This window comes from Halomonas heilongjiangensis, from assembly GCF_002879645.1.
In the GTDB taxonomy this organism is placed as follows: domain Bacteria; phylum Pseudomonadota; class Gammaproteobacteria; order Pseudomonadales; family Halomonadaceae; genus Halomonas; species Halomonas heilongjiangensis.
In genome coordinates this window covers 1-23,402 of record NZ_PNRE01000067.1, presented here as the reverse complement: position 1 = coordinate 23,402, position 23,402 = coordinate 1, and the positions used below count along the sequence as shown (strand labels likewise).

Below are 23,402 nucleotides of genomic sequence, written 5' to 3'. Positions count from 1 at the left end.
ACCCCGACCATCCGGCCGGGGTCGAGCAAGGCTCTGCTCAGGACGAGGAAACAGTCCGGTTCATGCCATGGCGTCAGCCCTTGACGCCGCCGGCGGTGAGTCCGCCGATGATCCAGCGCTGGCAGATCAGGAAGGCGGCGGTGATCGGCAGGCCGGAGAGCACCGCGGCGGCGGCGAAGTTGCCCCAGCGCTGGTTGTGGTCGGCGAGGTACTGCTGGGCGCCCACGGCGAGCGTCAGCTTGTGCTCGTCGACCAGCAGCACCGAGGCCATGGGGTACTCCATGATGCTCATCACGAAGGCGAGGATGAACACCACCATCAGGATCGGCACCGACAGCGGCAGCAGGATGTAGCGGAACGCCTGCCAGGTGCTGGCGCCGTCGACCATGGCGGCCTCCTCCAGGGAGCCGTCGATGGACTCGAAGTAGCCCTTGATGGTCCAGATGTGCAGCGCCACAGCGCCCAGCGAGGCGACGATCAGCGCGCCGTGGGTGTTGATGCCGAGCCAGGGCACCAGCTGGCCCAGGCGGTCGAACAGCGCATAGAGTGCCACCAGCGAGAGCACCGCCGGAAACATCTGGAAGATCAGCATGCCCTTGAGGAGCGGCTCCTTGCCCTTGAAGCGCATGCGGGCGAAGGCGTAGGCGCTGGTGGTGGCCAGCAGCACGATCAGGAAGGACGATACCACCGCCACCTTGATCGAGTTCCACAGCCACAGCAGCACCGGGAACGGCGGCTGGATGACGGAGCCGTCGGCGCGCTCCCAGGGGATGCCGAGGGCCAGTGCCCAGTGCTCAAGGGAGAAGCGCTCGGGGATCAGGCTGCCGGTGGCGAAGTTGCCCTCGCGGAAGGAGATCGAGATCACCAGCAGCAGCGGGAAGACGATCAGCGAGACGAAGCCGATCAGCGCCAGGTGCGCGCCCAGCCGGCGGGCGCGGATCGAACGGGGTTGGACCATTGCCATGGGAAAGCTCCTGAGACCGTGTGAATCAGACCTTGACCTTGGAGAGGCGCAGGTTGAGCAGCGACATGCCGGCCACCAGCAGGAAGATCAGGGTGGCGATGGCCGCCGCCAGGCCGAAGTTCTGGCCGGCGTCCTGGAAGGCGATGCGGTAGGTGTAGCTCACCAGCAGGTCGGTGGTGCCCGCCGGCGTGCTCGCGCCGAGGATGTCCGGGTTACCCCCGGTGAGCAGGGCGATCAGCACGAAGTTGTTGAAGTTGAAGGCGAAGCAGGCGATCAGCAGGGGCGTCAGCGGCTTGAGGATCAGCGGCAGGGTGATCTTGAGCAGGTTGGTGACGGGGCCGCCGCCGTCCACCGCCGAGGCCTCATAGAGATCCTTCGGGATCGACTGGATCAGCCCCATGCAGAGCAGCAGCATGTAGGGATAGCCGAGCCAGGTATTGACGATCAGCAGCATGGTGCGGGCCAGCCAGGGATCGGTGAACCACTCCGGGCGGATGCCGAACAGCGAGTCGAGGATCATGTTCACCTCGCCGAAGTGCTGGTTGAACATCCCCTTGAAGATCAGGATCGAGATGAAGGCCGGCACCGCGTAGGGCAGGATCAGCAGCGTGCGGTAGATCGCCTTGCCCCTGAGCTGCTCCCACTGCAGCAGCGAGGCGAGCACGAAGCCGACGATCAGGGTGAACAGCACGGTGAGCCCGGCGAAGGCGAAGGTCCAGACGAAGATCTGCACGAAGGGCCCGCGGATGTCCGGGTCGGCGACGATGCGGGTGTAGTTGTCGAGCCCCACCGCCACCGGCCAGCCCGGGGTGATGCGCTCGCCGTCGTCGGTGACGAAGAAACCCGTCTCCCGGTCGGGGGTCAGCACGCGATCGTCACGACGGTCATGGAGCGAGCCATCGTCGCGGGCCTCGTAGCGATCGAGCATCGGCGCGAAGCTTCTCATGCCCGCCATGCGCAGCTCGACCCCTTCCGGGGTGACCAGGGTCAGGCCCTGCAGGGCGCCGCGTGCCGCGATCACCTCGCGCATGGCCAGCGGCTCGGCCTGCGGCGGAGCTTCCACGGGCTGGACGTCGATGGTCCGCGCCTCCTCGTTGGCCAGGTTCAGCGGCGCACTGACGAAGCGCCTGGCCCCCGCCATGGCCTCATCCAGTTCGCTGCTCGCCTCCGCCTCCAGGTAGAGCCGGACGAGCTCGCCCTCGCGATGCAGCGAGAAGGGGAAGGCGGCCCCCTCCTCCTGGTAGCTGCGCGACATCAGCTGGGCCCGCACCCGGTCCTCGCTGAGCAGGTTGCTGGAACTGTAGTTGCTGAAGCTGATGCCGATGGTGTAGAGCAGCGGGAAGATCACGAAGACCCCGAGGCCGGCCACCGCGGGGAAGATGTAGCGGTGGCTCATCAGGGTACGCCGGGTGAACACCACCGCCATGGAGGCGCCGAGCACCAGGAACAACAGCGCGAACATCCACTGGCCGTTGAGGTGGAAGGCCAGCACCAGCCACAGCAGGGCCAGCACCAGGGTGGCGACCAGGGCACGCAGGGCCCAGCGGGTATAGCGTTCGGCGGGGTAGCGCGAGCGATGTCGCGGTAGCCCCCGGGCAGCGTTGGTTGTGTACATGACGTTATCCTGCGGGGTCAGCCGGCGGCACACAGCCACCGGCCTGGGGTGCATGGGAGCTTACTGGCGCATGCGGCGTGCCGCGGCGTCGAGGGCTTCCTGGGGCGACTGGCGGCCGCTGCCGATGTTCTGCAGCGCCGGCTCCATGGCGGCCCAGAAGGCGCCCATCTCGGGGATGTTGGGCATCGGCATGCCGATCTCGGCGTTGGACAGGGTGGCGGCGATATTGGGATCGCGCTCCAACTCCTCCTGGTAGGCGATGTGGGCCACCGCCCCCAGCGAGCCGTCACCGTTGAAGGTGCGCAGGCCCTCCTCGCTGAGCAGGTAGTTCTCGAGGAACTCGATGGCCAGGAAGTCGTTGGGCGAAGCCGAGCTGATCATCGCGGTCATCACCCCGAACATCGGCCGGGCCCGCTCGTCGCCCACCCTGGGCAGCAGCGCCACGCCGAAGTCGATGCCGCTGCGCTCGAGGTTGCTCCAGGCCCAGGGGCCGCTGATCATGGTCGCCACCTCGCCGCGGTTGAAGCGGGTGTCGGCGAGGTTGTAGTCGGTGCCACGGGGCAGCACGCCGCTCTCGATCAGCTCGACGAGCAGCTCGGCGCCCTGGATGGCCCCCTCGTGGTTGACGCCGATGTCGGCCACGTCGAACCCGTCCTCGGTCTGGCGGAAGGGGTAGCCGCCGTTGGCGGCCAGCAGCGTCCAGCCGTAGTAGGGCTCGCTGTAATCGAAGAGGATCGCCTTCTTGCCCTGCTCGGCCAGTTCGGCGTCCAGGGCCGCCAGTTCCTCGAAGCTCTCTGGCGCCTGGTCGACGAGCGCCTTGTTGTAGATCAGCCCCAGCGACTCCACCGAGATCGGGTAGCCGTAGGTCTCGCCGTTCCACAGCGCGGCGTCCCAGGTGAAGTCGAAGTAGCGGTCACGGAAGCCCTCGCCGGGAGAAACCGGCATGAGCAGGCCGCTCTGGGCCCACTCGCCCATGCGGTCGTGGGCCCAGATCACGATATCCGGGCCCTGGCCGCTGCCGGCGGCCTGCTGGAAGCGATCGGTGAGGTTGTCGGGGTGGACGATCTCGATGGCGATGCCGGTATCCGCGGTGAACCGGGTGGCGACCTCGCGGATGCCCTCGGGCCCCTTGTTGTCGCCCATCCAGATGGTCAGGCGGTCGTCCTCGAAGGCCATGGCGGGCAGCGAGAGGCCGGCGGCCAGGGTGGCGGCCAGCAGCGGGAACATGAAACCGTGGCGTGCCTTGATCATGGGTCTCGTACCTCCTGGTTGTTGTTATCAAGCGTCGTGTCCGACGCGTGACTGTCGAACGTTGCTAGCCTCGCCAATCGCCGCGGCGAGGGCCTCCTCCCCGGGGGGCGCAGGGGTGGCGTATGGGTGGGGCGTAGTCATGGCGGTCAGGGCGAGGGGCAGGAGGAGGTCGACGGGCCCGCGACCCCCTAGCATGGAGCCGCCAACAACCACAAAGGAGTGACCTCCCGATGCGCTATTCCGCCCTGGCCGGCCTGACCCTGCTGGCCGCCGGCCTCGCCTCCCATGCGCTTGCCTCCCCCCTGGGCGATCCGACCCGCCTGGGCAGCGGGTCGCCGGTGATCGTCCACCTGTTCGAGTGGCGCTGGGACGACATCGCCACGGAGTGCGAGACCCACCTCGGCCCGGCCGGCATCGATGCCGTGCAGGTCTCGCCACCCAACGAGCATATCGCCCTCGACGGCGTCGACGGTGCCTGGTGGGCCCGCTACCAGCCGGTCAGCTACGCGCTGACCTCGCGCAGCGGCGATCGCGCCGCCTTCCAGCAGATGATCGAGCGCTGCGAGGCCGCGGGTGTGGGCATCCTGGTCGATGCAGTGATCAACCATATGGCCGGGATCGGCGAGGGAGTGGGCATCGCCGGCACGCCCTACACCCCCTTCCGCTACGGCGACCTCTATACCCGCGACGAGGACTTCAACCACTGCGGTCGCCATGAGGACGATCAGATCCGCGACTATCAGGACCGCCATGAGGTCCAGCACTGCCACCTGCTGGGACTGGCGGACCTGGCCACCGGTACCGAAAGCGTGCGCGAACGCATCGCCGACTACCTGCAGGGGCTGCTGGAGATGGGGGTAGCGGGGTTTCGCATCGACGCCGCCAAGCACATGCCGGCCGAGGACATCGGCGCGATCCTCGAGCGCCTGGAGGGCGAACCTTATGTCTTCCAGGAGGTGATCGACCCGGGCAATGAGCCGATCGAGGCCGGGGAGTACCTCACCAACGCCGCGGTGACCGAGTTCGGCTACTCCCACCACCTGGCCACCGCCATCGAGAGCGGTGACCTGGCCAGCCTCGAGACCCTGGGTCAGGGAAAAGGGTGGGTGGAAAGCGATTCGGCCCTGGTATTCGTCGACAACCACGACAAGCAGCGCGGCCACGTGGGCGGTGGGGTGCTGATGCACCGCGACGACTACTACCGGCTGGCGCTCACCTTCATGCTGGCCTGGCCCTATGGCACCCCCAAGCTGATGTCGAGCTATACCTTCGACGACGGTGACCAGGGCCCACCCTCGGTGGCGGAAGAGGGCTGGCGCACCCTGCCGGTCCACGGTGACGAGGGCCTGGGCTGCCTGGACGAGGGTGTGGTCGACACCCGGGGCTGGGTCTGCGAGCACCGCTGGCCGCTGGTCACCGCGATGGTCGACTTCCGCCAGGCCATGGGCGATGCCCCGGTGACCCACTGGCAGCAGGCGGGGGCGTCGCGCATCGCCTTCGCCCGCGGCGGGCGCGGCTTCGTGGCCCTGAACCGCAGTGACGAAACCTGGAAGGCGGAACTCGTCACCGGGCTGCCCGCCGGCGAGTACTGCAACCTGCTGGACGGCTGCGTGACCCGGGTGAGCGTCGATGACGACGGCTGGTCCGAGGCCGAGGTTCCCAGGGACGGCGCCGTGGTCCTGAGTGCCGAGCGGCCCGCGCCCTGACGGTGAACGCAGAGCCCGAGACGCCCGGCGGGGTGTCTGCGCGGCTCAGGCCGCGCGTAATTGAGCCGCTATACTGTGTAGGGCATCCCGCTCCCTGCCCCTGGGAGGCTGAAGCGATGAAACACCATGGCCATATTGCGCGTCCGCTGAAGTGGGCCGTACTGGCCGCCGCCGCGGCCTGGGCCCTCACCGCCACGGAGAACACGGCAGCCGACCCACCCGACGAGGGCGTGTCGGTGCAGCCAGCCGTAGCGACCTGGACCTCTGCCGTGCCCGTGCGCTGGGTATCCGTCGAGCTGCTCAGCGAATTCGGCCACGAGGTACCCCCCATCTCGCTCTCCAAGCCGAGTGGCTCGAGGCCGCCCGCCACCGGGGCCGATGCAAGCCGGTGAGGCTGCCTTGATCCAGCACAGGCCCTGGCGGGCGATCCTGGGCTAGAGTGAAGGAGCTCCCCCACGCCGGCGTGGCGCATGGCATGACAGCAGTCGGGCGCGGCGACTCGGCGCGAGGTTCCCATGGACAAGAAACACCAGATCAACATCTACTACATCTTCGCCGCCATCATCTTCTTCCTGCTGCTCCAGAACCTCTTCCGCAACGTGCAGACCGTCGAGCCGATCCCCTACTCGGAGTTCACCCGGCTGCTCGAGGCGGGGCAGATCGCCGAGGTCGAGGTCGGCCCGGACCGGATCACCGGCACCTTCACCTCGCCCCAGCCCGACGGCCGCACCGCCTTCTCCACTCAGCGCATCGAGCCGGCGCTCGCCGAGGAGCTGTCGCGGCACGGGATCGTCTTCGACGGCACCCGGGAGAACCCCTTCCTGACCACGCTGCTCTCCTGGGTCCTGCCGCTGCTGCTGATCTTCGTCCTCTGGAGCTTCATCATTCGCCGGCTCACTGGGAGTCAGGGGCTCGGCGGGATGACCACCCTGGGCAAGTCCAAGGCCAGGGTCTATGTGGAAACGTCCACCAAGGTCACCTTCGACGATGTCGCCGGGGTCGACGAGGCCAAGGAAGAACTCAAGGAGGTGGTCGCCTTCCTGCGCGACCCCGAACGCTACGGTCGACTCGGTGCCCATGTGCCCAAGGGCATCCTGCTGGTGGGACCGCCGGGCACCGGCAAGACGCTGCTCGCCAGGGCCGTGGCGGGCGAGGCGGGGGTGCCGTTCTTCTCGATCTCCGGCTCGGAGTTCGTCGAGATGTTCGTCGGGGTGGGCGCCGCGCGGGTCCGCGACCTGTTCGAGCAAGCCAGCAAGACCACGCCCTGCATCATCTTCATCGACGAACTGGATGCGCTGGGGCGGGCCCGCGGCGCGGGCATCCCGGGTGGCGGCCACGACGAGAAGGAACAGACCCTGAACCAGTTGCTGGCGGAGCTCGACGGCTTCGATCCGTCCTCGGGCATCGTGCTGCTCGCCGCCACCAACCGGCCGGAGATTCTCGATCCGGCGCTGCTGCGGGCGGGCCGCTTCGACCGCCAGGTACTGGTGGATCGCCCCGAGCGCCTGGGACGCCTCGCCATTCTCAAGGTGCACATCGGCAGGATCCACCAGCTCTCGCCAGACGTCGATCTCGACCACCTCGCCTCGCTGACGCCTGGCTTCACCGGTGCCGACCTCGCCAACCTGGTCAACGAGGCGGCGCTGCTGGCCACGCGCCGGGATGGCGAGGCCGTGACCATGGCCGACTTCACCAATGCCATCGAGCGCATCGTCGCGGGCCTGGAGAAGAAGAGCCGCCTGCTCAATGTCCACGAGCGAGACGTGGTGGCCCATCACGAAATGGGCCACGCCCTGGTCGCGGCGTCGCTGCCGGGCATGGACCCGGTGCACAAGGTCTCGATCATTCCGCGCGGGGTCGGCGCCCTGGGCTATACCATCCAGCGCCCCACGGAGGACCGTTTCCTCCAGACGGCGAGCGACCTGAAACAGCGCATGGCCGTGCTGATGGGCGGACGTGCCGCAGAACGCCTGGTCTTCGATGAAGTCTCCACCGGAGCCGCCGACGACCTGGCCAAGGTCACCGAGATCGCTCGCCAGATGGCGACCCGCTTCGGCATGGCCGACGATGCCGGGCAGGTGGTCTACGAGGAGGAGCGCCAGGCCTTCCTGGGGGACATCTATGGCACAAGCCAGCCACGCGAGTACTCGGAGGCAACGGCCAGGGAGATCGACCTCGCCGTGCGCCAGTTGGTCGACGAGGCCTATGCCCGGGCCACGGAGATCCTCGCCGGCCGCCGCGCGGACCTGCTGGCCGGCGCCGCCCTGCTGCTCGAGCGCGAGACGCTGACGGCCGCCGAGTTCCCCCCGATGCTGTCCCAACGCCCACGGCAGGATGCCCCGCTGCAGGAGCGGCGGTTAGACACTCATGCCGACAGGACCACGACCGGCCCGCGTGATGAGGCCGCCGACTGATCCGAGGCTGCCGGCCCCTCCACCAGGGCGGTCATGCAGCAGGCCATGGGCAGGCCGGCGAAATCCTGCCATTATCGACACCGGGTCATGACCCGCACTCTTCACGTCGACCGGAGTCACCATGGACTGGAACCTCGCCTATCTCTGGCTGGCCATCGCCCTGCTGCTGGGCCTCGCGGAGCTGATGTCCGGCGGCCTGATGCTGCTGGCGCTGGGCGTGGCCGCCGGCCTGACCGCCGGCCTGGCCGCCATGGGGTTGTCGCTGCCCTGGCAGCTGCTGGGCATGGGCGTGTTCTCTGGGCTGCTGGTGCCGCTGGCGGTGATGGTGATCCGGCCCCGGTTCTCGCCCCGTGGCGTGGCCTACGGCACCACCGGCACCGGCGTGGAGAAGCATCGCACCTACACCACCCTCAAGCGCGACTTCGACGGGGCCACCGGCATCAAGATCAACGGCGACTTCTACCGCCTGCGGGTGGTGGAAACCGGCGCCACCGAGCTGCCGGCGGGTACCCGGGTGACCTTCAAGACCTTCGACGGCACGACCGCCCTCGTCTCGCCCATCCCCCCCGACACCTCCACGACAAGCGTCTCATCCACACCACACAGGGAGCAGTGAACATGGACCTACCTCTCAGCCCGGGCCTGATCCTCAGCCTGATCGTCGTCGTCATCGGCATCCTGATCATCGTCAAGGGGCTGGTGATCGTGCGCCAGTCCGAGGTCATGGTCATCGAGCGACTGGGGTCGTTCAACCGGCTGCTCGAGAGCGGGATCAACATCATCATCCCCTTCATCGAGCAGCCCCGCGCCATCACCATGATCCGTTACCGGAAGATGGGCGATGACTATCACGCCATCACCAGCGACGAGATCCGCATCGACCGCCGCGAGACGGTGATGGACTTCCCCGGCCAGCCGGTGGTCACCACCGACAACGTCACGGTGACCATCAACGGCGCCCTCTACTACCAGATCATCGATCCCAAGCGGGCCGTCTACGAGGTCGAGAACATGAGCCAGGCGGTGGAGGTGCTGGCCAAGACCACCCTGCGGTCGGTGGTCGGCAAGATGGAGCTCGACAAGCTGTTCGAGTCCCGTGCCGAGGTCAACAACGAGATCCAGGCCGCCATGGAGGAGCCCGCCTCCAAGTGGGGGGTGAAGATCTCGCGGGTCGAGGTGCAGGACATCGCCATGCCCGAGGAGGTGGAGACCGCCATGCGCCTGCAGATGGCCGCCGAGCGCAAGCGTCGCGCCACGGTGACCGAGGCCGAGGGCGAGAAGGCCGCGGCCATCGCCAAGGCCCAGGGGCAGCGCGAATCGGCGATCCTCAACGCCCAGGGCGACAAGGAGTCGGCCATCCTGCGGGCCCAGGGCGAGCAGGAATCGATCAAGCTGGTCCTCAATGCCATCGGCGACAGCGAGGAGAACAAGCGCACCGTGGTCGGCTACCTGCTGGGCCAGAGTTACATCAAGGTCCTGCCGAACATGGCCGGGGAAGGAGAGCGCGTGTTCGTGCCCTACGAGTCCAGTGCGCTGCTCGGCTCCATGGGCATGTTCCGCGAGATGGCCGGTTCCCCGGAAGACGCCGTGGCCAACCACCTGAGGGCCAGCGGCAACCAGAGCGGCCTGCGCGGCGGCGTGGTCGGGGGGGCCGCCACGGGCGGCTGAGCATCCCCCAGCCCCGAAGCATCGCGCCGGGCGTCCTGCCCGGCCCGTCGGTTCAGCCGGCCTCGGCCCCGAAGCGCGCCAGCTGCATCTCCTGCAGGCGGCTCAGGGTGCGCTGGAACGGAAAGGCCAGGTAGCCGCGTGGGTAGAGGTCGGGCAGCGCCACCTCGGCCTCCAGGTAGAGCGGCGTGCGCCGGTCATAGCATTCGTCGACCAGGGCGATGAAGCGGCGCACGCCGTCGTCCTTGCGGGACAGCGGCGGCAGCTCCCGCTCCCCGGCCGCCACGCGTTCCGCGCCATCCTCGGTACCGCGTGCGATGCCACCGACGCGATGCGTGTCGCTCAGCCGCGGCACCTCGCCGATCAGGACATGGGCGAAGCGGTCGACCAGGGCGATGAAGTCCAGGGCCGCCAGGGGCTGCTCGCACAGATCCGCATAGCGGCACCAGACCACCGTCTCGCTGTGGCACCGCACTGCGATGCGGCGATGTCCCAGCTCGATGGGAGCGTCGTCGCGTGCCTCGCCCGCGCTCAACCGCTCGAACACCGCGCCCAGCGCACTCGGCCGATCGGGCTGCTTCACCCAGTAGCGCGGGTGCGCCTCGCCGGGGTGTAGCCGGTGATCGCGGCCGCCATCCAGCTCGACCACCTGCATATGGCGCTCGATGGCGGCGATGGCGGGCAGGAAACGCTCGCGGTTGAAGCCGTCGGCATAGAGCTGGTCGGGTGCCTGATTGGACGTGCAGACCAGCGTCACCCCGTGGTCGAACATCGCGCTCAGCAGCCGGCCGAGCAGCATCGCATCGGCGATATCGCTGACGAACAGCTCGTCGAGGCACAGCACCCGAACCTCGTCACCCAGTTCGCGGGCCAGGGCCGCCAGGGGATCGACGGTCCCGCGCAGCTGGAACTGGCGTCGGTGCACCCAGCGCATGAAATGGTGGAAATGCAGGCGCCGGGCCGGCACCCGGAGGCCGCGATGGAAGCCGTCCATCAGCCAGGTCTTGCCGCGCCCGACCGGTCCCCACAGGTAGACGCCCGGTATCCGTTCCGGGTGCACCGCGTCAGCGTCGCGGTGCACGGCATGGAAGCAGCGCTCGAGCCGGGCGGCCGCCGACTGCTGGGCCTCGTCCGCCACGAAGCCCTGGCGTTCCACCGCCTGCCGATAGGTCGCCAGGGGCGAGGCCGCCGTCATTCGGCGTCCAGGCGGCGGACCATGATGGTCACGTCTTCGCCCCGGTAGTTCAGCGCCTCGTGATCCTGCCAGCCCAGCCGGCGATACAGCGCCTGCTGATCCGGGGTGAACAGGTACAAGCGGGCAATGCCACTCGCCGCCACCTCGGCCTCGACCCGCTGGACGAGGCGCGAGGCGATGCCCCGGCCACGCCACTCGGGCGGCACGAACACCGACGCCAGCCAGGGACTCAGCTCGCGGCGCACGCTCATGTCGTCGGCCACCAGGCTGGCCGTGCCCACGGGCTGGCCATCGCACAGCGCCGCGAAGGCCGACGGTACTCCCGCATCGCCACACTCACCGCGCAGCGCCTTCAGCCGCGACGTCGGCGTCTCGCCGGGCGTCAGGTGCCCCCACTCGGCGTTCTGCCAGGCGGCGACCCGGGCGAGGTGCGGGGAATCGACGGTCAATCGCACGATCTCCAGCTGATCCATCTGCGTACTCCTTCACCAGTTGCGCTCAGGGTGAACATGCAGTTCCGGCCCGCCACCAGGGCGGACCGGGGCCTCACGCCGTCCCGGCGTCAGCCCAGCTGGAAGGGATAGACCGCGCCGATCGCCAGGATCCGCGTCAGCTCGTCCAGGGCGGCAAGCGTCTCCACGGCGAGTTGCGGGTCGGCGAGATCCTCCGGCGCCAGGCGGTCGCGGTAGTGGCGCTCGACCCAGGCGGTGAGCTCGCCGTGGAGGGCCTCGTCGAGCAGCACCCGGCCGGAGAGCGCGGCGCGCTCGGCCTCGCCGAGCACCACCCGCAACCGCAGGCAGGCCGGGCCGCCGCCGTTGCGCATGCTCTGCTTGACGTCCTTGACCACCACCTCGGTGATCGGGTTGTTGCCCGCCAGCAGGTGATCCTGGATCGTCCGCCAGACGCTCTCGCGCTCCTGGCACTCGCCGGGCACCACCAGGGTCATGGTGCCGTCCGGGTTGGAGAGCAGCTGCGAATTGAACAGGTAGGACGCCACGGCATCGTCGAGGCTCACCGCCTCCAGCGGCACCCGTACCGGGATCAAGGGCGTGGCGAGCTTGGCGCGCAGCTCGTCCAGGGTCGCCCGTTCGGCGAGGAAGGCCATCTCGTGGTAGAGCAGCACCGGGCCGTTGCCCACGGCGATGACGTCGTTGTGGAAGACCCCGGCATCGATGGCATCGGGGTGCTGCTGGGCGAACACCGTCTGCGACTCGCCGAGGCCGTGCTGACGCGCCACCGCCTGGCTCGCCTCGAGGGTCTGGCGAGCCGGGAAGCGTTTCGGGGCGACGCTCTCTTCCGCCCCCCAGCCGAAGGCCTCGCGGCCATAGACGAACAGGTGCACGCCGGGCTCGCCGTGACCGCCGCAGAGCCGGGTGTGGTTGGCCGCCCCCTCGTCGGAGAAGGCCGGGCTCGCCGGCAGCACCGGGTGGTGGGCGAAGCGGGACTCGTCGCGGAAGATCGCCGCCAGCACCCGCGCCGTGGTCGCCGGCTCCAGGAAGCGATGGAAGCTCGACTGCAGGTTGGCCGGGGTGAAGTGCACCCGGCCATCCGGGGCGTCGAGGCTCGGCGTCACGGTGGCGGCATTGGCCGTCCACATGCTCGAGGCCGAACAGACCGCCCGCAGGATCTGCGGCGCCTCGCCCGCCGCCCGGGCCAGCACCGCGGCGTCGCTGCCGGTGAAGCCGAGCGAGCGCAGCGCCCCGAGGTCGGGACGCTGCTGGGGCGGCAGCACCCCCTGGGCGTAGCCGGCGTCCATCAGCGCCTTCATCTTGGCCAGCCCCTGCAGGGCGGCCTCCCTGGGGTTGGCCACCAGCCCCTCGTGGGTCATGGAGGCCACGTTGCCCAGCGCCAGGCCCGAGTAGTTGTGGGTCGGCCCCACCAGGCCGTCGAAATTGACTTCACGGTAGTTCCTGTCGGCAGCATCGCTCATAACACCACTCCCGGGGGCAGTTGGTCGGGTAGATGCAGGTCTTCACTCTCCATGGAGGCCACCGGATAGGCGCAGTAGTCGGCGGCATAGAAGGCACTGGGGCGATGGTTGCCGCTGTCGCCCACCCCGCCGAAGGGGGCATCGCCGGAGGCACCGGTGGTCTGGCGGTTCCAGTTAGTGATCCCGGCACGGATGCGCAGCAGGAAGTCGTCCCAGTCGGCGCGCTCGCCGCCGATCAGGCCGGCGGAGAGGCCGTAGCGGGTGTCGTTGGCCAGGGCGATGGCCTCGTCCCAGCTCCGGTAACGGGTCACCTTGAGCAGCGGGCCGAAGTGCTCCTCGTCGGGCACCGTCAAGCCGGTGACGTCGATCAGCGCCGGCGTGAGCAGGCTGGTGCCCGCCTCGAGGCGCTCCATGCGCGACAGCACCACCCCGCCCAGGGCCTCCAGGTCATCCTGGGCCTTGAGCAGGCCGTCGGCCGCCCGGGGGCTCACCAGGCCGCCATAGAAGGGGGCCGGCTCCGCGAACTGCCCGGCGACCCGCAGCCGCGAGATGGCGTCACTCAGCGCATCCAGCAGGCGGTCGCCGACCTGCCCCTCGGGCACGATCAGCCGCCGCGCGCAGGTGCAGCGCTGGCCGCCGGAGAGGTAGGCCGACTGCAGGATGGTCAGCACCGCGGCGTCCTGGTCGGGCACGTCCTTCACCACCAGGGGGTTGTTGCCGCCCATCTCCAGCGCCAGGATCTTGTCGAACTGGCCGGCCAGCTGACGATGCAGGATCCCGCCCACCTTGGCGCTGCCGGTGAACAGCAGGCCGTCGATGCCGGGGTGGGCCGAGAGCGCCTGGCCCGTCGCGGCCGCGCCCTGCACCAGGTTGATCACGCCGTCGGGAAGCCCCGCCTCCTGCCAGCACTGCAGGGTGAGATCGGCGGTCAGCGGGGCCTGCTCGCTGGGCTTGAACACCACGCTGTTGCCGGCCAGCAGCGCCGGCACCATATGGCCGTTGGGCAGGTGGCCGGGGAAGTTGTAGGGGCCGAACACCGCCATCACGCCGTGGGGGCGATGGCGCAGTACCGCCGTCGCATCGCCCAGCTCGCGGCGGCGCTCGCCGGTGCGTTCCTGGTAGGCGCGGATCGAGATCGCCACCTTGCCGATCATCGCCCCGACCTCGGTGCGCGCCTCCCACAGCGGCTTGCCGGTCTCGTGGGCGATGGCGGTGGCCAGGTCCTCGCGGTGGGACTCCAGCACCCCGCGGAAACGCTCCACCAGCGCCTGGCGCTCGGCGAACGGGGTGCGGGCCCAGGCCGGGAAGGCGCGGCGCGCCGCCGCCACCGCCGCCTCGACCTGCCCCTCGCTGGTGGCCGCCCCTTGCCAGAGACGCTCGCCGGACACCGGGTCGTGCTTGGCGAAGTGCTCGCCGCTTCCTTCCTGCCAGTGGCCATCGATCAGCAGTTGCCGTCTCGCCTTCATCACGCCTCCTCCTCGGTATCCAGTATGCGCAGGGTATCGCCCGCGGCGACCTCGAGCCGCCGCGCTTCCTCCTCGCTCAGCGTCAGCACGTCATGCGCGTCGGGCCCGCGCCCCACCCAGGCGGCCCGGAAACCGGCCATGCCGGTGGTGGCCGCCAGCCAGCGGGGGCGAGCGTCGGAGGGGGCGGCGCCGACCTTGACCTCGACGCGGCAGTGGCGCGACAGGCGCACGCCGCGCACGTCGTCGATGTAGGCCTCCACGGTGGGGCCGCCGTCGAAGATGTCGATATAGCCCTCCCAGCGCAGGCCCTCCTTCTTCAGCATCGCCAGCGCCGGCCGGGTCTGTTCGTGGACCTGGCCGATGCAGGCCCGCGCCTCGTCCGAGAGGAAGGGGGTGTAGATCGGGAACTTGGGCATCAGCTCGCCGATGAAGCTCTTCTGCCCCAGCCCCGTGAGCTTGTCCGCCTCGTTGAAATCCAGCGGGAAGAAGTGGCTGCCCAGGCAGTGCCAGAAGGGGCTCCTGCCGTGCTCGTCGAAGACGCCGCGCATCTCCGCCAGCACCTTGTCCGGGAAGCGGTCGCGGAACTCGGCCATGAACAGCCAGCGCATCATCGACAGCAGGGCGCCGTTGCGCTGGTGGCGACGGTCGGCCCCACGGTACTCCGGGCGCAGGAACAGCGAGGCGACCTCGGCGTCGCCGGTATGGTCGGAGCTCAAGAACAGCGTGTCGATGGTGCGATGCAGGTCGAGCTGCACCGACGAGTGGGCCAGGGTGCCCAGCCGGTAGTGATAGAAGGGCACCTCGCGCCCCACCTGTCCCTCGATGGCGCAGCAGCCGGCCAGCTTGCCCTGGGCCTCGTCCTCGAGCACGAAGAAGTAGAGCCGCCGGTCCACCGGGATGCGTTCCTCGAAGGCGCTCACCGCGGAGGCGATCTTGGCGGCCAGGAAGTCGCGATTGTCGGGCAGCGAGGTGAAGCCCACGCCGGTCTCCCGGGCCAGGGCCTGCAGGTCGTCCAGATCGCCTTCGGCGATGGGTCGAATGCGCATCACAGTTCCCCCTCGTCATAGCCCGGATCGTGCTCGTCCGCCCCCGGCAGGGCGAGCGGCGCCGCGAGCACGGCGCGGCCGTCCTCGACCCCCAGCAGGTCGGCGTGCTCGGGCGAGAGCATCAGCTGGCCGGTGGGCGACAGCGCATAGCGCGTCACCACGCAGCGGAAGTCCGCCAGCTGCTGGTTGGCGACCATCGCCGGCTCGGCATCGGGCAGGGCATGCTCCGGGCGGATGCGCACCGGGTGCCAGGCGGCCCGCCGGAAGCTGGCGAGCCGCTCGCGCTCGCCCTTGATCACCGGGCCGGCGTCGAAGATATCCACGTGGCGCGAGCGCAGGAAGCCCTCGGCCAGCATCTCGGCCAGGGCCTCCTCGTGGTCCGGGTGCTCGCGGCCGATGGCGGCCCGCGCCTGGGGGGTGAGCAGCGCCAGGTAGAGCGGGAACTGCGGCATCACCTCGGCGATGAAGCTCTTCGAACGCACCCCGGCCAGGTAGTTGATCTCCTGGTAGTCGCGGACGAAGAAGTGGCGCCCCACGCTGTTCCAGAACGGCGACTCGCCGCCGTCGTCCAGGTAGCCGGGGAAGGCCATCGCCAGGATGTCGGCGAAGCGCTCCGGGTACTGGGCGATGAACATCAGCCGCGCCCGCCGCAGCAGGCTCTCGGCGCTGGTCCCCTTGTAGCGCGGATCGAGCGACAGGGCGCACAGCAGGCTCGCCTCGGAGACCTCGTGGGAGAGCGCCAGGGTCTGCACCTCGCGGCGCACGTCGAGCTGCTGCGAGGCGTGGATCAGCGTCTCCTGGCGATAGGTGTAGTAGGCCTCGCGGGCACCGGCCTGGGCACGCACGGTGGCGGTGCCCACCACCTCGCCGCGCTCCAGGTCCTCGAGCACGAAGGTGTAGTGCTCGTCGCCGGGAAACCCCACCTCCTGGCCGAAGGCCTGGCGGGAGCGGGTGATGCGCTCCTCGAGGCGGTCGCGATGGGCCGGCAGGTTGGTCAACCGCGGGGTGGCGGTCCCGGCCAGCCGCTCCAGGGCCGGCAGGTCCGCCGAGCGGACGGGGCGTACGACCAGCATGGCGGTGCCTCCGGGTCGGGATTCGTCGTCAACCATGGCGGGGCGGCGACTCACTGCGCCGCCACCAGCCGAGCCACGGCCCGTTCGAGGCGTGCCATGCCTTCGGCGATGTCGGCCTCGGGAATCACCAGCGACGGCGCCAGGCGCAGCACGTTGGGCCCGGCGATCAGCGCCATCAGCCCCTCCTCGAGGGCCAGCGGCAGGATGTCCTTGGCTCGCCCTTCGTAGTCGGGGGCCATCTCGGCGCCGATCAGCAGCCCCATGCCGCGAACCTCGCGGAACACGCCGTGCTTGCGGTTGATCGCCTCCAGGTGCTCGCGAATGAGGTCGTGGCGCTGCGTCACGCCCGCCAGCACCTCGGGGGTATCGATGAACTCGACGGCGGCGAGCGCCACCGCCGAGGCCAGCGGGTTGCCGCCGTAGGTGGAGCCGTGGGTGCCCAGGGTGAAGACCCCGGCGACCGCATCGGTGGCCAGCATGGCGCCCACCGGGATACCGCCCCCCAACGACTTGGCGCTGGTCAGGATGTCCGGCGTCACGCCGTACTGCTGGTAGGCGTAGAGCGAGCCGGTACGGCCGGCGCCGGTCTGCACCTCGTCGAAGATCAGCAGGGCGTCGTGGGCATCGCACAGCTCGCGCAGGCCCTGGAGGAACTCCGGCGTGGCGGGCACGATGCCACCCTCGCCCTGGATCGGTTCGACCATCACCGCGCAGGTGTCGTCGTCGATCAGGTCGCGCACGCTGTCGAGGTTGTTGTACTCGCCGTGGACGATGCCGCCCGGCACCGGGCCGAAACCGGCGGAGTACTTGGGCTGGCCGCCGACGCTGACGGTGAAGAAGGTGCGGCCGTGGAAGGACTGCGCGAAGGAGACGATGCGGTGCTTGTGCTCGCCATGGCGGTCATGGGCCCAGCGCCGGGCCAGCTTCAGGGCCGCCTCGTTGGCCTCGCCGCCGGACGAGCAGAGGTAGACCTTGTCGGCGAAGGTGCGCTCGACCAGGCAGCGCGCCAGGGCCAGCGCCGGCTCGTTGGTGTAGACGTTGGAGAGATGCCAGAGCCGGCTCGCCTGCGCGGTGAGGGCCTCGACCAGCACCGGATGACAATGACCGAGCGAGTTGACGGCGATGCCGCCGGCGAAGTCGATGTATTCGCACCCCTCCTGGTCCCACAGGCGGCTCCCCTCGCCGCGCACCGGTATCGCCTTCTGGGGGGCATAGTTGGGCACCATGTAACGGTCGAAATCGGCGCGGGTCGGGGTCTGGCTCATGTCGGTCTCCACTCCATCGGTCGGGAATCACTGGATGAGACTCGAGTATAGGGAGCGGCGTCGAGGGAAGCTTTCAGCAATGGGACCCCAATTTGTGAAAACGCAGCGGCGGGGGGAGCCGCCTGCGCGACGATCGCCAGGCGCCCCTCCGTGACTGCGTGGCCGGCCGGCAAGAATCGGTGGTGGCGCTCAGCCGGCTCGGGACCGCCGCCACTCGCCGGGGGAGCCCGACGCATAGCGCTTCCAGGCGCGCCTGAGTTGCCGGTCGCCGCCCAGCCCGACCTCCTCGGCGATGCGCGCCAGGCTCCACGGCGTCTCCTCGATCAACTGTCGCGCCAATTGCAGGCGCAGTCGCGCCAGATAGTCCAGCGGCGACATCCCGGCCACCTCGACAAAGCGACGCCGCAGGTGGCGCTCGCTCATCACCGCCACCTCGGCCATGTCCTCCAGGGTCCAGCGTTCTCGCAGGCGCTCGCAGAGGGCATCCTGCAGGCGGTGCATGCGCTCATCGACATGGTTGCGCCCTTCCAGCCAGCCGGCCAGCTGGGGTTCCTGGCCGCTGCGCCGCAGGTAAAGCACCATCTCGCGGGCCACGCCCAGCGCCAGGCGATGGCCGAGACGACGGGTCACCCAGTGCAGCATAGTGTCGACGCCGGTGGAGATACCGGCGCTGGTCAGCACGGGGCCATCCTCGATGAAGATACAGTCCCCCTGTACCTGGGCCCCGGGCGCCACGTCCCGCAGGCGATCCAGCAAGGTATGGTGGGTGGTGCAGCGACGACCATCGAGCAGCCCCGCCTCCCCCAGCAGCAGCGCCCCCGAACACACGGCCATCAGCGTGTCGGCGCCGGCGGCCCCGCGCCTCAACCAGTCGACGCAGGCCGACTGGAAGGCGGGATCGATGCCGCGACGATATTGCCCCGGCACCAGCAACAGGTCCCACGACTCGACTCGCACCGGCAGGGGCTCGATGCCCGACAGCGACAGCGGCCCCAGCCAGTCGAGCGAGGCGCAGGGCCCGAAGTAGCGGATCGAGATGCCTTCGCAGTGCCGCTGGGCACTGTGCAGCACCTGCAACGGGCCGATCAGGTCGAGCGGTACCTGGCCGGGGAGCATCAGCACCCCGACCCGGATCGGCCGCCCCTCAGGCGACCCGTGCACGCCACTCCTCGCCGAGGGTGGCGACGTCGACGATGCGCGCGAAGCGCCCCTCCAGCACCAGCTCGGTGTGCGCACGGATCTCCTCGGCGCTCCAGGTCCTACCGGCACGGTGCATCGGGAAGGTCAGCGTGGCCTCGCTCACGAAGTCCACCCTGAAGCCGAGATCCGCGGCAACGCGGGTGGTGGTCTCGCAGCACTGCTCGGTACGGATGCCGCTGACGACCAGGTGCCCGATGCCGCGTTCGCGCAGCCAGCTTGCCAGTTCGGTATCGGTGAAGGCGTTGTGAGCACGCTTGTGGAAGGTCGTCGCAGCGGGGTCGTCGAAACCCTCGAGCGGATGAATCAGGCCATTCGAGGGATCGAAAGGCGTACCGCTCCCCGGCGCTTCGTGGAAGATGCGCACCAGCGGGATGCCTGCCTCCCGGGCGCTATCCAGCAAGGCGCGCTGCCGCGGGCGCCACGGCGCTGCCAGGGCCTCGTCCCAGTAGTCGCGGGCGGGGAAGGACGCCTGAACGTCGATCATCAATAGTGCGCTGCTCATCGGCATGGTCTCCGTTGTGAATGGTCATGCCAGCATAGCGGTCCTCGAGAGTCCCGCTCAGGCCACGAGCGGCTCATCATCGGACAATTTCGGCCATATCACTATGGTTACCCCAGCCGTTCCTCCCGGGGCGTCATGCCGAAGTGGTTGCGGTAGGCGGTGGAGAAATGCGCCGCCGAGGAGAAACCGGTCTGCAGGGCGATCTCCCCGGCGGGGCGGTCGCTCTCGCGCAGCAGCTTGCGTGCCTGCTGCAGTCGCAGGTCAAGGTAATACCGGCTCGGCACCGCCTGCAGGTACTTCTTGAACAGCCGCTCGAGCTGGCGCCGCGAGATGCCCAGGTGTTCGGCGAGCTCATGGGTGGTGAGCGGCTCCTCGATGTTGGCCTCCATCAGCGCCACCGCCTCGATCAGGCTCTGGGGGGCATGCCCCAGTCGCGAGCGCAGCGAGACCTGCTGGGGCTCGTCACCCATGCGCACCCGCTCGAGCACGAAGTGCTCCGAGACCCGCTCGGCCAGTTGGCTGCCCTGCTGGCTGCCGATCAGGGTCATCATCATGTCCATGGCCGCGGTGCCGCCACCGCAGGTGAGGCGATCGCGGTCGATCTCGAACAGTTGCTGGGAAAGCCTCACCCGGGGGTAGGCGCGTGCGAAGGCGTCGAAGCGCTGCCAGGGCAGCGTGGCTCGGTAGCCGTCGAGCACCCCGGCCCGGGCCAGCACCTCGGTCCCGCCGCCGATGCCGCCCAGCACCACCCCACGGGTCGCCAGCCGTTTCAGCCACTCGAAGAGGGCCTCGGGCACCCCCGCCGCCAGCGGCCCGGTGGCACAGACCAGCAGCATGTCGAGCCCGACGAAGGCCTCGCCGGCCCGCTCATGGGCCAGCAGCGCCTGCTGGGAACTACTGGTCACCGGGCGGGCGTCGAGGCCGAAGGTGGTGAGCCGGTAGAGGGGCCGGCCGGCGAGCTGGTTGGCCACCGCCAGCGGCTCGGTGGCACAGGCCTGGGCGAGCAGCGAGAAGCCGGGCAGCACCACGACACCGACATGCCGCGTCAGGGTCGACGTGCGGGAAGGAGATACGGAGTCGGACATGCGAAGCGGAGCCTTGGCCGGGCAAAGGCTTATCTTACCCAAGGCCGGGGCGAACCACAGCCCCGCCTCACGACGGGCCAGGGACCGGGCGCCACCGGACCGGTCGGCCCGGTGGCGGGAGGTCAGTCGAAGATGCCCCCGCTGAAGATCAGCATCGCCGCCACCAGCAGGCCGAGGACGACGATGACGATGGGCAACACGCGGTGGAGCCCGTGCGAGGGGGCCTTGGCCTCGGGTTGCTCTTCGTCCGGCTCGGGGTTGTCGTAGTCCTCCGGCGTACGCTGTCCCATCACGTGGTCCCTTTCTTCCTCCGGGGTCTTGCTTTCCCTGGTATCCATACGGACCTCCTGCGCATCCCGTCGTCGATGAGTGGCAGGCGCGTGGCCCGGGAAGACGCCGGGTCGGAAATGCCCGCCTACAGGTTTACGACATCGAACTCCGCCACGGGGTCCACGTCGGCGTCATAGTCCACGTCGTCGCGCTCGAACCCGAACAGCTTGAGGAATTCGTGCTTGTAACCAGCATAGTCGGTTATCTCGAACAGGTTCTCGGTGGTCACCCGGGGCCAGAGGGCCTTGCACGCCTGCTGGACGTCATCGCGCAGCTCCCAGTCGTCCAGGCGCAGGCGACCCGCCTCATCGGTGATGAACGCCCCGCCCTGGCCTTCACGCGAATAGAGCCGCTCGCCGAACAGGCGGTTGAGCTGCTCGATGGTGCCCTCGTGCAGCCCCTGCTCCTTCATCACCTTGTAGACCATGGCGATATAGAGCGGCATCACCGGGATGGCCGCGCTCGCCTGGGTCACCACCGACTTGAGCACCGCCACGTTGGCGCCGCCACCCGTCTCGCGAAGGCGCCTGTCGATCTCGCCGGCGGCCCGGTCGAGGTCCTCCTTGGCCTTGCCCAGGGCACCGTGCCAGTAGATCGGCCAGGTGATCTCGGTGCCGATGTAGCTGAAGGCCACGCTGCGCGCGCCGGGTGCGAGCACGCCGGCCTCGGCCAGGGCATCGATCCACAGCTCCCAGTCCTCGCCGCCCATCACCGCCCTGGTGTCCTCGATCTCCTGCTCGGTGGCTGGCTCGACCTCGGCCTCGATGATGGTGTCCTTGTTGGTGTCGATGGCGGTGGCCCGGTAGGTCTCGCCGATCGGCTTGAGGCTCGAGCGCTTGAGCTCGCCCGAGTCGGGCAGCTTGCGCACCGGCGAGGCCAGCGAGTAGACCACCAGGTCGACCTGGCCGAGGTCCTGCTTGATCAGCTCGATCGCCGTGTCGCGGGCCTCGTGGGAGAAGGCGTCACCGTTGATCGACTTGCTGTAGAGCCCCTCGGCCTTGGCGAACTTGTCGAAGGCCGCGGCGTTGTACCAGCCGGCGGTACCCGGCTTCTTCTCGCTGCCCGGCTTCTCGAAGAACACCCCCAGGGTGTCGGCGCCATAGCCGAAGGCCGCGGTGATGCGCGCGGCGAGGCCGTAGCCGCTGGACGCCCCGATCACCAGTACCTTCTTCGGCCCGGCACTCTTGTCCAGGCCCCGGGCCCGGGTGGCCTCGATCTGCTCGAGCACGTTCTTCTCGCAACCGAGGGGGTGGGTGGTGGTACAGATGAAACCGCGAACCTTGGGTTTGATGATCACGACAGACCTCGCTGATGGGTGTCGGGCATGGCACCTGGCCGCGCCCGTTGATTCGGAGTGGCAGTGGGCACATTCTAGCGACCACGCCGCATCCTGTCCGCCCTTGAGCCGCGCGCGACGCTGGGGCAGGATGCTCTTCCCGGGCACGACCTCTTTTGCTGGAGTCACGATATGGATGCACAGACCCTGGTCGACGAGCGCGGCGAGCTGTGGCTGACGCTGGCGCCGTTGTGGCTCGAACGCGAGCCCGGCGAACGCGACTATGCCCGCATGATCGAGATCATCGAACGTCACCAACTGACGCTGCGCGAGCTGGAGTGGATCTTCCGGCTGGAGCTGGCGCCGGTGCTGGCACGCCACCAGATGTCGGTGGTCGGCGAGTGGCGCCACTTCGACGACCACAAGCTGATGAAGCAGCTGGTGGCCCACAACCTGCGCCTCACGGGCTGGCGCCGCAAGAGTTGGGCGCTGTTCTCCGGGCTCACCACGATGATGACGCGTCACCGCTGGAACGAGCTGGTGGTACGGCTGATGGTCGAGCGCGGCGAGATGCCCTGACCGAACGACCTTCAGGGCTCATCGAGGGCCTTCTCCAGGGCCTCGCGAAGCTCCAACTCGCCGTCCCGGGGCGAGAAACGGTGGATCACCCGGCCGTCGCGGCCCACCAGGAACTTGGTGAAGTTCCACTTGATCAGGGTGGTGCCCAGCACGCCAGGTGCCTCGCGCTTGAGTTCCTCGAACAGCGGGTGGGCGTCGGCGCCGTTGACCTTGACCTTCTCCATCAGCGGAAAGCTGACCCGGTACTCCCGCTCGCTGAAGGCGCAGAAGTCCAGCGCCGACTCCGGCGTCTGGTGGCCGAACTGGTTGCAGGGAAAGCCCAGCACGGTGAACCCCCGGTCGCGATAGCGGCGGTAGAGCCGCTCGAGCTCCCGCAACTGAGGGGTGAAGCCGCAGCGACTGGCCACGTTGACGATCAGCAGCACCTGGCCGCGCAGGGCACCGAGGTTGAAGGGCTCGCCGCGATAGTTGCGGCATTGGTAATCGTGAATGGACATGGTCGAAGCTTCAGGGGTGATGGTGTCCACGATGCCACGCTCGCCGGCCGCACGCCAGCCTCGCCGCCCTCGGTTCATGGGGCCGGGGCGCTCCGGCGCTCCAGTCGCCGACGCACCTCTGCCACCCGCCGCGCCAGTCGGCGTTGCCGCTCGCGACGCTCCGCGCTCCCCACCGGGGCATAGACGAGTCGCTCGAGATGGCGGGCGCTCTCCTCCAGGGCCGGGCCGGCCGGCCCCGCCCGTGGCGCGATACGCCGCAGGTGCGCCGCCGGAGACTCACCGGGTTCCGGCCCCAGGCCACGCCGGGTCAGCCAGGCTTGCAGGGCCAGCAACAGGGCCCGCT

Annotated in this window: 23 protein-coding genes; 6 read left to right on the top strand and 17 right to left on the bottom strand. The window is 69.2% G+C overall.

Features of this window, described 5'->3' with window-relative positions; genetic code table 11:
* Positions 1-73 precede the first annotated feature (73 nt).
* The 3 genes from malG to malE are packed head-to-tail and all read right to left on the bottom strand — an operon-like array spanning position 74 to position 3,830.
* A complete protein-coding gene (gene malG / locus C1H66_RS15305; RefSeq protein WP_102628747.1) occupies positions 74-964 on the bottom strand; it encodes a maltose ABC transporter permease MalG in 891 nt (296 codons plus the stop codon).
* A 25-nt stretch (positions 965-989) separates the two neighbouring features.
* Positions 990-2,579 carry a maltose ABC transporter permease MalF gene (malF, locus tag C1H66_RS15300; protein WP_102628746.1) on the bottom strand — a complete coding sequence of 530 codons (1,590 nt, stop codon included), beginning with the start codon at positions 2,577-2,579 and terminating at the stop codon, positions 990-992.
* A gap of 60 nt (positions 2,580-2,639) precedes the next feature.
* On the bottom strand, positions 2,640-3,830 hold the full coding sequence (gene malE, locus C1H66_RS15295) for a maltose/maltodextrin ABC transporter substrate-binding protein MalE (protein ID WP_102628745.1): 1,191 nt from the start codon (positions 3,828-3,830) through the stop codon (positions 2,640-2,642).
* Positions 3,831-4,060: 230 nt separating this feature from the next.
* On the opposite strand from malE, the gene C1H66_RS15290 reads away from it, so the two are divergent.
* From C1H66_RS15290 to C1H66_RS15270, 5 genes are all read left to right on the top strand, one after another.
* Complete coding sequence (locus C1H66_RS15290) at positions 4,061-5,536, top strand: alpha-amylase (RefSeq protein WP_102628744.1); 1,476 nt, start codon at positions 4,061-4,063, stop codon at positions 5,534-5,536.
* Between the two features lie 116 nt (positions 5,537-5,652).
* Positions 5,653-5,928: a hypothetical protein gene (locus tag C1H66_RS15285; protein ID WP_102628743.1), complete on the top strand. Its 276-nt coding sequence runs from the start codon at positions 5,653-5,655 to the stop codon at positions 5,926-5,928.
* A 123-nt stretch (positions 5,929-6,051) separates the two neighbouring features.
* Positions 6,052-7,950 (top strand): ATP-dependent zinc metalloprotease FtsH, encoded by a 1,899-nt coding sequence (ftsH, locus tag C1H66_RS15280; RefSeq protein ID WP_102628742.1) that lies wholly within the window; start codon positions 6,052-6,054, stop codon positions 7,948-7,950.
* Positions 7,951-8,071: 121 nt separating this feature from the next.
* Entirely contained in the window at positions 8,072-8,566 is a 495-nt protein-coding gene (locus C1H66_RS15275) for an NfeD family protein (RefSeq protein WP_102628741.1), read from the top strand.
* Positions 8,567-8,568: 2 nt separating this feature from the next.
* The gene (locus tag C1H66_RS15270) at positions 8,569-9,618 is read left to right on the top strand and encodes an SPFH domain-containing protein (RefSeq protein WP_102628740.1); all 1,050 of its coding nucleotides are present in this window, start codon (positions 8,569-8,571) and stop codon (positions 9,616-9,618) included.
* Between the two features lie 52 nt (positions 9,619-9,670).
* Here the strand turns inward: C1H66_RS15270 and zapE are convergent, their stop codons facing one another.
* From zapE to fabV, 12 genes are all read right to left on the bottom strand, one after another.
* Complete coding sequence (gene zapE, locus C1H66_RS15265) at positions 9,671-10,810, bottom strand: cell division protein ZapE (protein WP_102628739.1); 1,140 nt, start codon at positions 10,808-10,810, stop codon at positions 9,671-9,673.
* Positions 10,807-11,283 (bottom strand): GNAT family N-acetyltransferase, encoded by a 477-nt coding sequence (locus C1H66_RS15260; RefSeq protein WP_102628738.1) that lies wholly within the window; start codon positions 11,281-11,283, stop codon positions 10,807-10,809. The genes zapE and C1H66_RS15260 overlap by 4 nt, the downstream gene beginning before the upstream one ends.
* A gap of 89 nt (positions 11,284-11,372) precedes the next feature.
* A complete protein-coding gene (gene astB / locus C1H66_RS15255) occupies positions 11,373-12,740 on the bottom strand; it encodes an N-succinylarginine dihydrolase (protein ID WP_102628737.1) in 1,368 nt (455 codons plus the stop codon).
* The gene (gene astD / locus C1H66_RS15250) at positions 12,737-14,206 is read right to left on the bottom strand and encodes a succinylglutamate-semialdehyde dehydrogenase (RefSeq protein ID WP_102628736.1); all 1,470 of its coding nucleotides are present in this window, start codon (positions 14,204-14,206) and stop codon (positions 12,737-12,739) included. Before astD ends, astB begins: the two co-directional genes overlap by 4 nt.
* Positions 14,206-15,252 (bottom strand): arginine N-succinyltransferase, encoded by a 1,047-nt coding sequence (gene astA, locus C1H66_RS15245; RefSeq protein ID WP_102628735.1) that lies wholly within the window; start codon positions 15,250-15,252, stop codon positions 14,206-14,208. The genes astD and astA overlap by 1 nt, the downstream gene beginning before the upstream one ends.
* Positions 15,252-16,325 (bottom strand): arginine N-succinyltransferase, encoded by a 1,074-nt coding sequence (locus C1H66_RS15240; protein ID WP_102628734.1) that lies wholly within the window; start codon positions 16,323-16,325, stop codon positions 15,252-15,254. Before C1H66_RS15240 ends, astA begins: the two co-directional genes overlap by 1 nt.
* Positions 16,326-16,375: 50 nt before the next feature.
* Positions 16,376-17,590, bottom strand: a complete 1,215-nt coding sequence (locus tag C1H66_RS15235) for an aspartate aminotransferase family protein (protein WP_102628733.1) — start codon at positions 17,588-17,590, stop codon at positions 16,376-16,378.
* A 189-nt stretch (positions 17,591-17,779) separates the two neighbouring features.
* On the bottom strand, positions 17,780-18,751 hold the full coding sequence (locus C1H66_RS15230; RefSeq protein ID WP_240618353.1) for a GlxA family transcriptional regulator: 972 nt from the start codon (positions 18,749-18,751) through the stop codon (positions 17,780-17,782).
* The gene (locus tag C1H66_RS15225) at positions 18,735-19,292 is read right to left on the bottom strand and encodes an isochorismatase family protein (RefSeq protein ID WP_102628732.1); all 558 of its coding nucleotides are present in this window, start codon (positions 19,290-19,292) and stop codon (positions 18,735-18,737) included. The genes C1H66_RS15230 and C1H66_RS15225 overlap by 17 nt, the downstream gene beginning before the upstream one ends.
* 107 nt (positions 19,293-19,399) lie before the next feature.
* On the bottom strand, positions 19,400-20,377 hold the full coding sequence (locus tag C1H66_RS15220; protein WP_181423475.1) for a GlxA family transcriptional regulator: 978 nt from the start codon (positions 20,375-20,377) through the stop codon (positions 19,400-19,402).
* A 122-nt stretch (positions 20,378-20,499) separates the two neighbouring features.
* Complete coding sequence (locus C1H66_RS15215; RefSeq protein WP_102628731.1) at positions 20,500-20,715, bottom strand: hypothetical protein; 216 nt, start codon at positions 20,713-20,715, stop codon at positions 20,500-20,502.
* A gap of 77 nt (positions 20,716-20,792) precedes the next feature.
* A complete protein-coding gene (gene fabV, locus C1H66_RS15210; RefSeq protein WP_102628730.1) occupies positions 20,793-22,004 on the bottom strand; it encodes an enoyl-ACP reductase FabV in 1,212 nt (403 codons plus the stop codon).
* Between the two features lie 171 nt (positions 22,005-22,175).
* Between fabV and C1H66_RS15205 the strand changes: the two genes are divergently transcribed.
* The gene (locus C1H66_RS15205; protein WP_102628729.1) at positions 22,176-22,562 is read left to right on the top strand and encodes a DUF7079 family protein; all 387 of its coding nucleotides are present in this window, start codon (positions 22,176-22,178) and stop codon (positions 22,560-22,562) included.
* 11 nt (positions 22,563-22,573) lie between these two features.
* Here the strand turns inward: C1H66_RS15205 and C1H66_RS15200 are convergent, their stop codons facing one another.
* Entirely contained in the window at positions 22,574-23,059 is a 486-nt protein-coding gene (locus C1H66_RS15200) for a glutathione peroxidase (RefSeq protein ID WP_102628758.1), read from the bottom strand.
* Positions 23,060-23,133: 74 nt separating this feature from the next.
* A partial coding sequence (locus tag C1H66_RS22930) for a DUF4129 domain-containing protein (RefSeq protein ID WP_205738675.1) occupies positions 23,134-23,402 on the bottom strand: 269 nt, incomplete at its 5' end.

Excerpts from the sequence above, each read along its gene's own strand:
- malG (WP_102628747.1), bottom strand. The coding sequence starts at position 964 with ATGGCAATGGTCCAACCCCGTTCGATCCGCGCCCGCCGGCTGGGCGCG.
- malF (WP_102628746.1), bottom strand. The coding sequence starts at position 2,579 with ATGTACACAACCAACGCTGCCCGGGGGCTACCGCGACATCGCTCGCGC.
- malE (WP_102628745.1), bottom strand. The coding sequence starts at position 3,830 with ATGATCAAGGCACGCCACGGTTTCATGTTCCCGCTGCTGGCCGCCACC.
- C1H66_RS15290 (WP_102628744.1), top strand. The coding sequence starts at position 4,061 with ATGCGCTATTCCGCCCTGGCCGGCCTGACCCTGCTGGCCGCCGGCCTC.
- C1H66_RS15285 (WP_102628743.1), top strand. The coding sequence starts at position 5,653 with ATGAAACACCATGGCCATATTGCGCGTCCGCTGAAGTGGGCCGTACTG.
- ftsH (WP_102628742.1), top strand. The coding sequence starts at position 6,052 with ATGGACAAGAAACACCAGATCAACATCTACTACATCTTCGCCGCCATC.
- C1H66_RS15275 (WP_102628741.1), top strand. The coding sequence starts at position 8,072 with ATGGACTGGAACCTCGCCTATCTCTGGCTGGCCATCGCCCTGCTGCTG.
- C1H66_RS15270 (WP_102628740.1), top strand. The coding sequence starts at position 8,569 with ATGGACCTACCTCTCAGCCCGGGCCTGATCCTCAGCCTGATCGTCGTC.
- zapE (WP_102628739.1), bottom strand. The coding sequence starts at position 10,810 with ATGACGGCGGCCTCGCCCCTGGCGACCTATCGGCAGGCGGTGGAACGC.
- C1H66_RS15260 (WP_102628738.1), bottom strand. The coding sequence starts at position 11,283 with ATGGATCAGCTGGAGATCGTGCGATTGACCGTCGATTCCCCGCACCTC.
- astB (WP_102628737.1), bottom strand. The coding sequence starts at position 12,740 with ATGAGCGATGCTGCCGACAGGAACTACCGTGAAGTCAATTTCGACGGC.
- astD (WP_102628736.1), bottom strand. The coding sequence starts at position 14,206 with ATGAAGGCGAGACGGCAACTGCTGATCGATGGCCACTGGCAGGAAGGA.
- astA (WP_102628735.1), bottom strand. The coding sequence starts at position 15,252 with ATGCGCATTCGACCCATCGCCGAAGGCGATCTGGACGACCTGCAGGCC.
- C1H66_RS15240 (WP_102628734.1), bottom strand. The coding sequence starts at position 16,325 with ATGCTGGTCGTACGCCCCGTCCGCTCGGCGGACCTGCCGGCCCTGGAG.
- C1H66_RS15235 (WP_102628733.1), bottom strand. The coding sequence starts at position 17,590 with ATGAGCCAGACCCCGACCCGCGCCGATTTCGACCGTTACATGGTGCCC.
- C1H66_RS15225 (WP_102628732.1), bottom strand. The coding sequence starts at position 19,292 with ATGAGCAGCGCACTATTGATGATCGACGTTCAGGCGTCCTTCCCCGCC.
- C1H66_RS15220 (WP_181423475.1), bottom strand. The coding sequence starts at position 20,377 with ATGTCCGACTCCGTATCTCCTTCCCGCACGTCGACCCTGACGCGGCAT.
- C1H66_RS15215 (WP_102628731.1), bottom strand. The coding sequence starts at position 20,715 with ATGGATACCAGGGAAAGCAAGACCCCGGAGGAAGAAAGGGACCACGTG.
- C1H66_RS15205 (WP_102628729.1), top strand. The coding sequence starts at position 22,176 with ATGGATGCACAGACCCTGGTCGACGAGCGCGGCGAGCTGTGGCTGACG.
- C1H66_RS15200 (WP_102628758.1), bottom strand. The coding sequence starts at position 23,059 with ATGTCCATTCACGATTACCAATGCCGCAACTATCGCGGCGAGCCCTTC.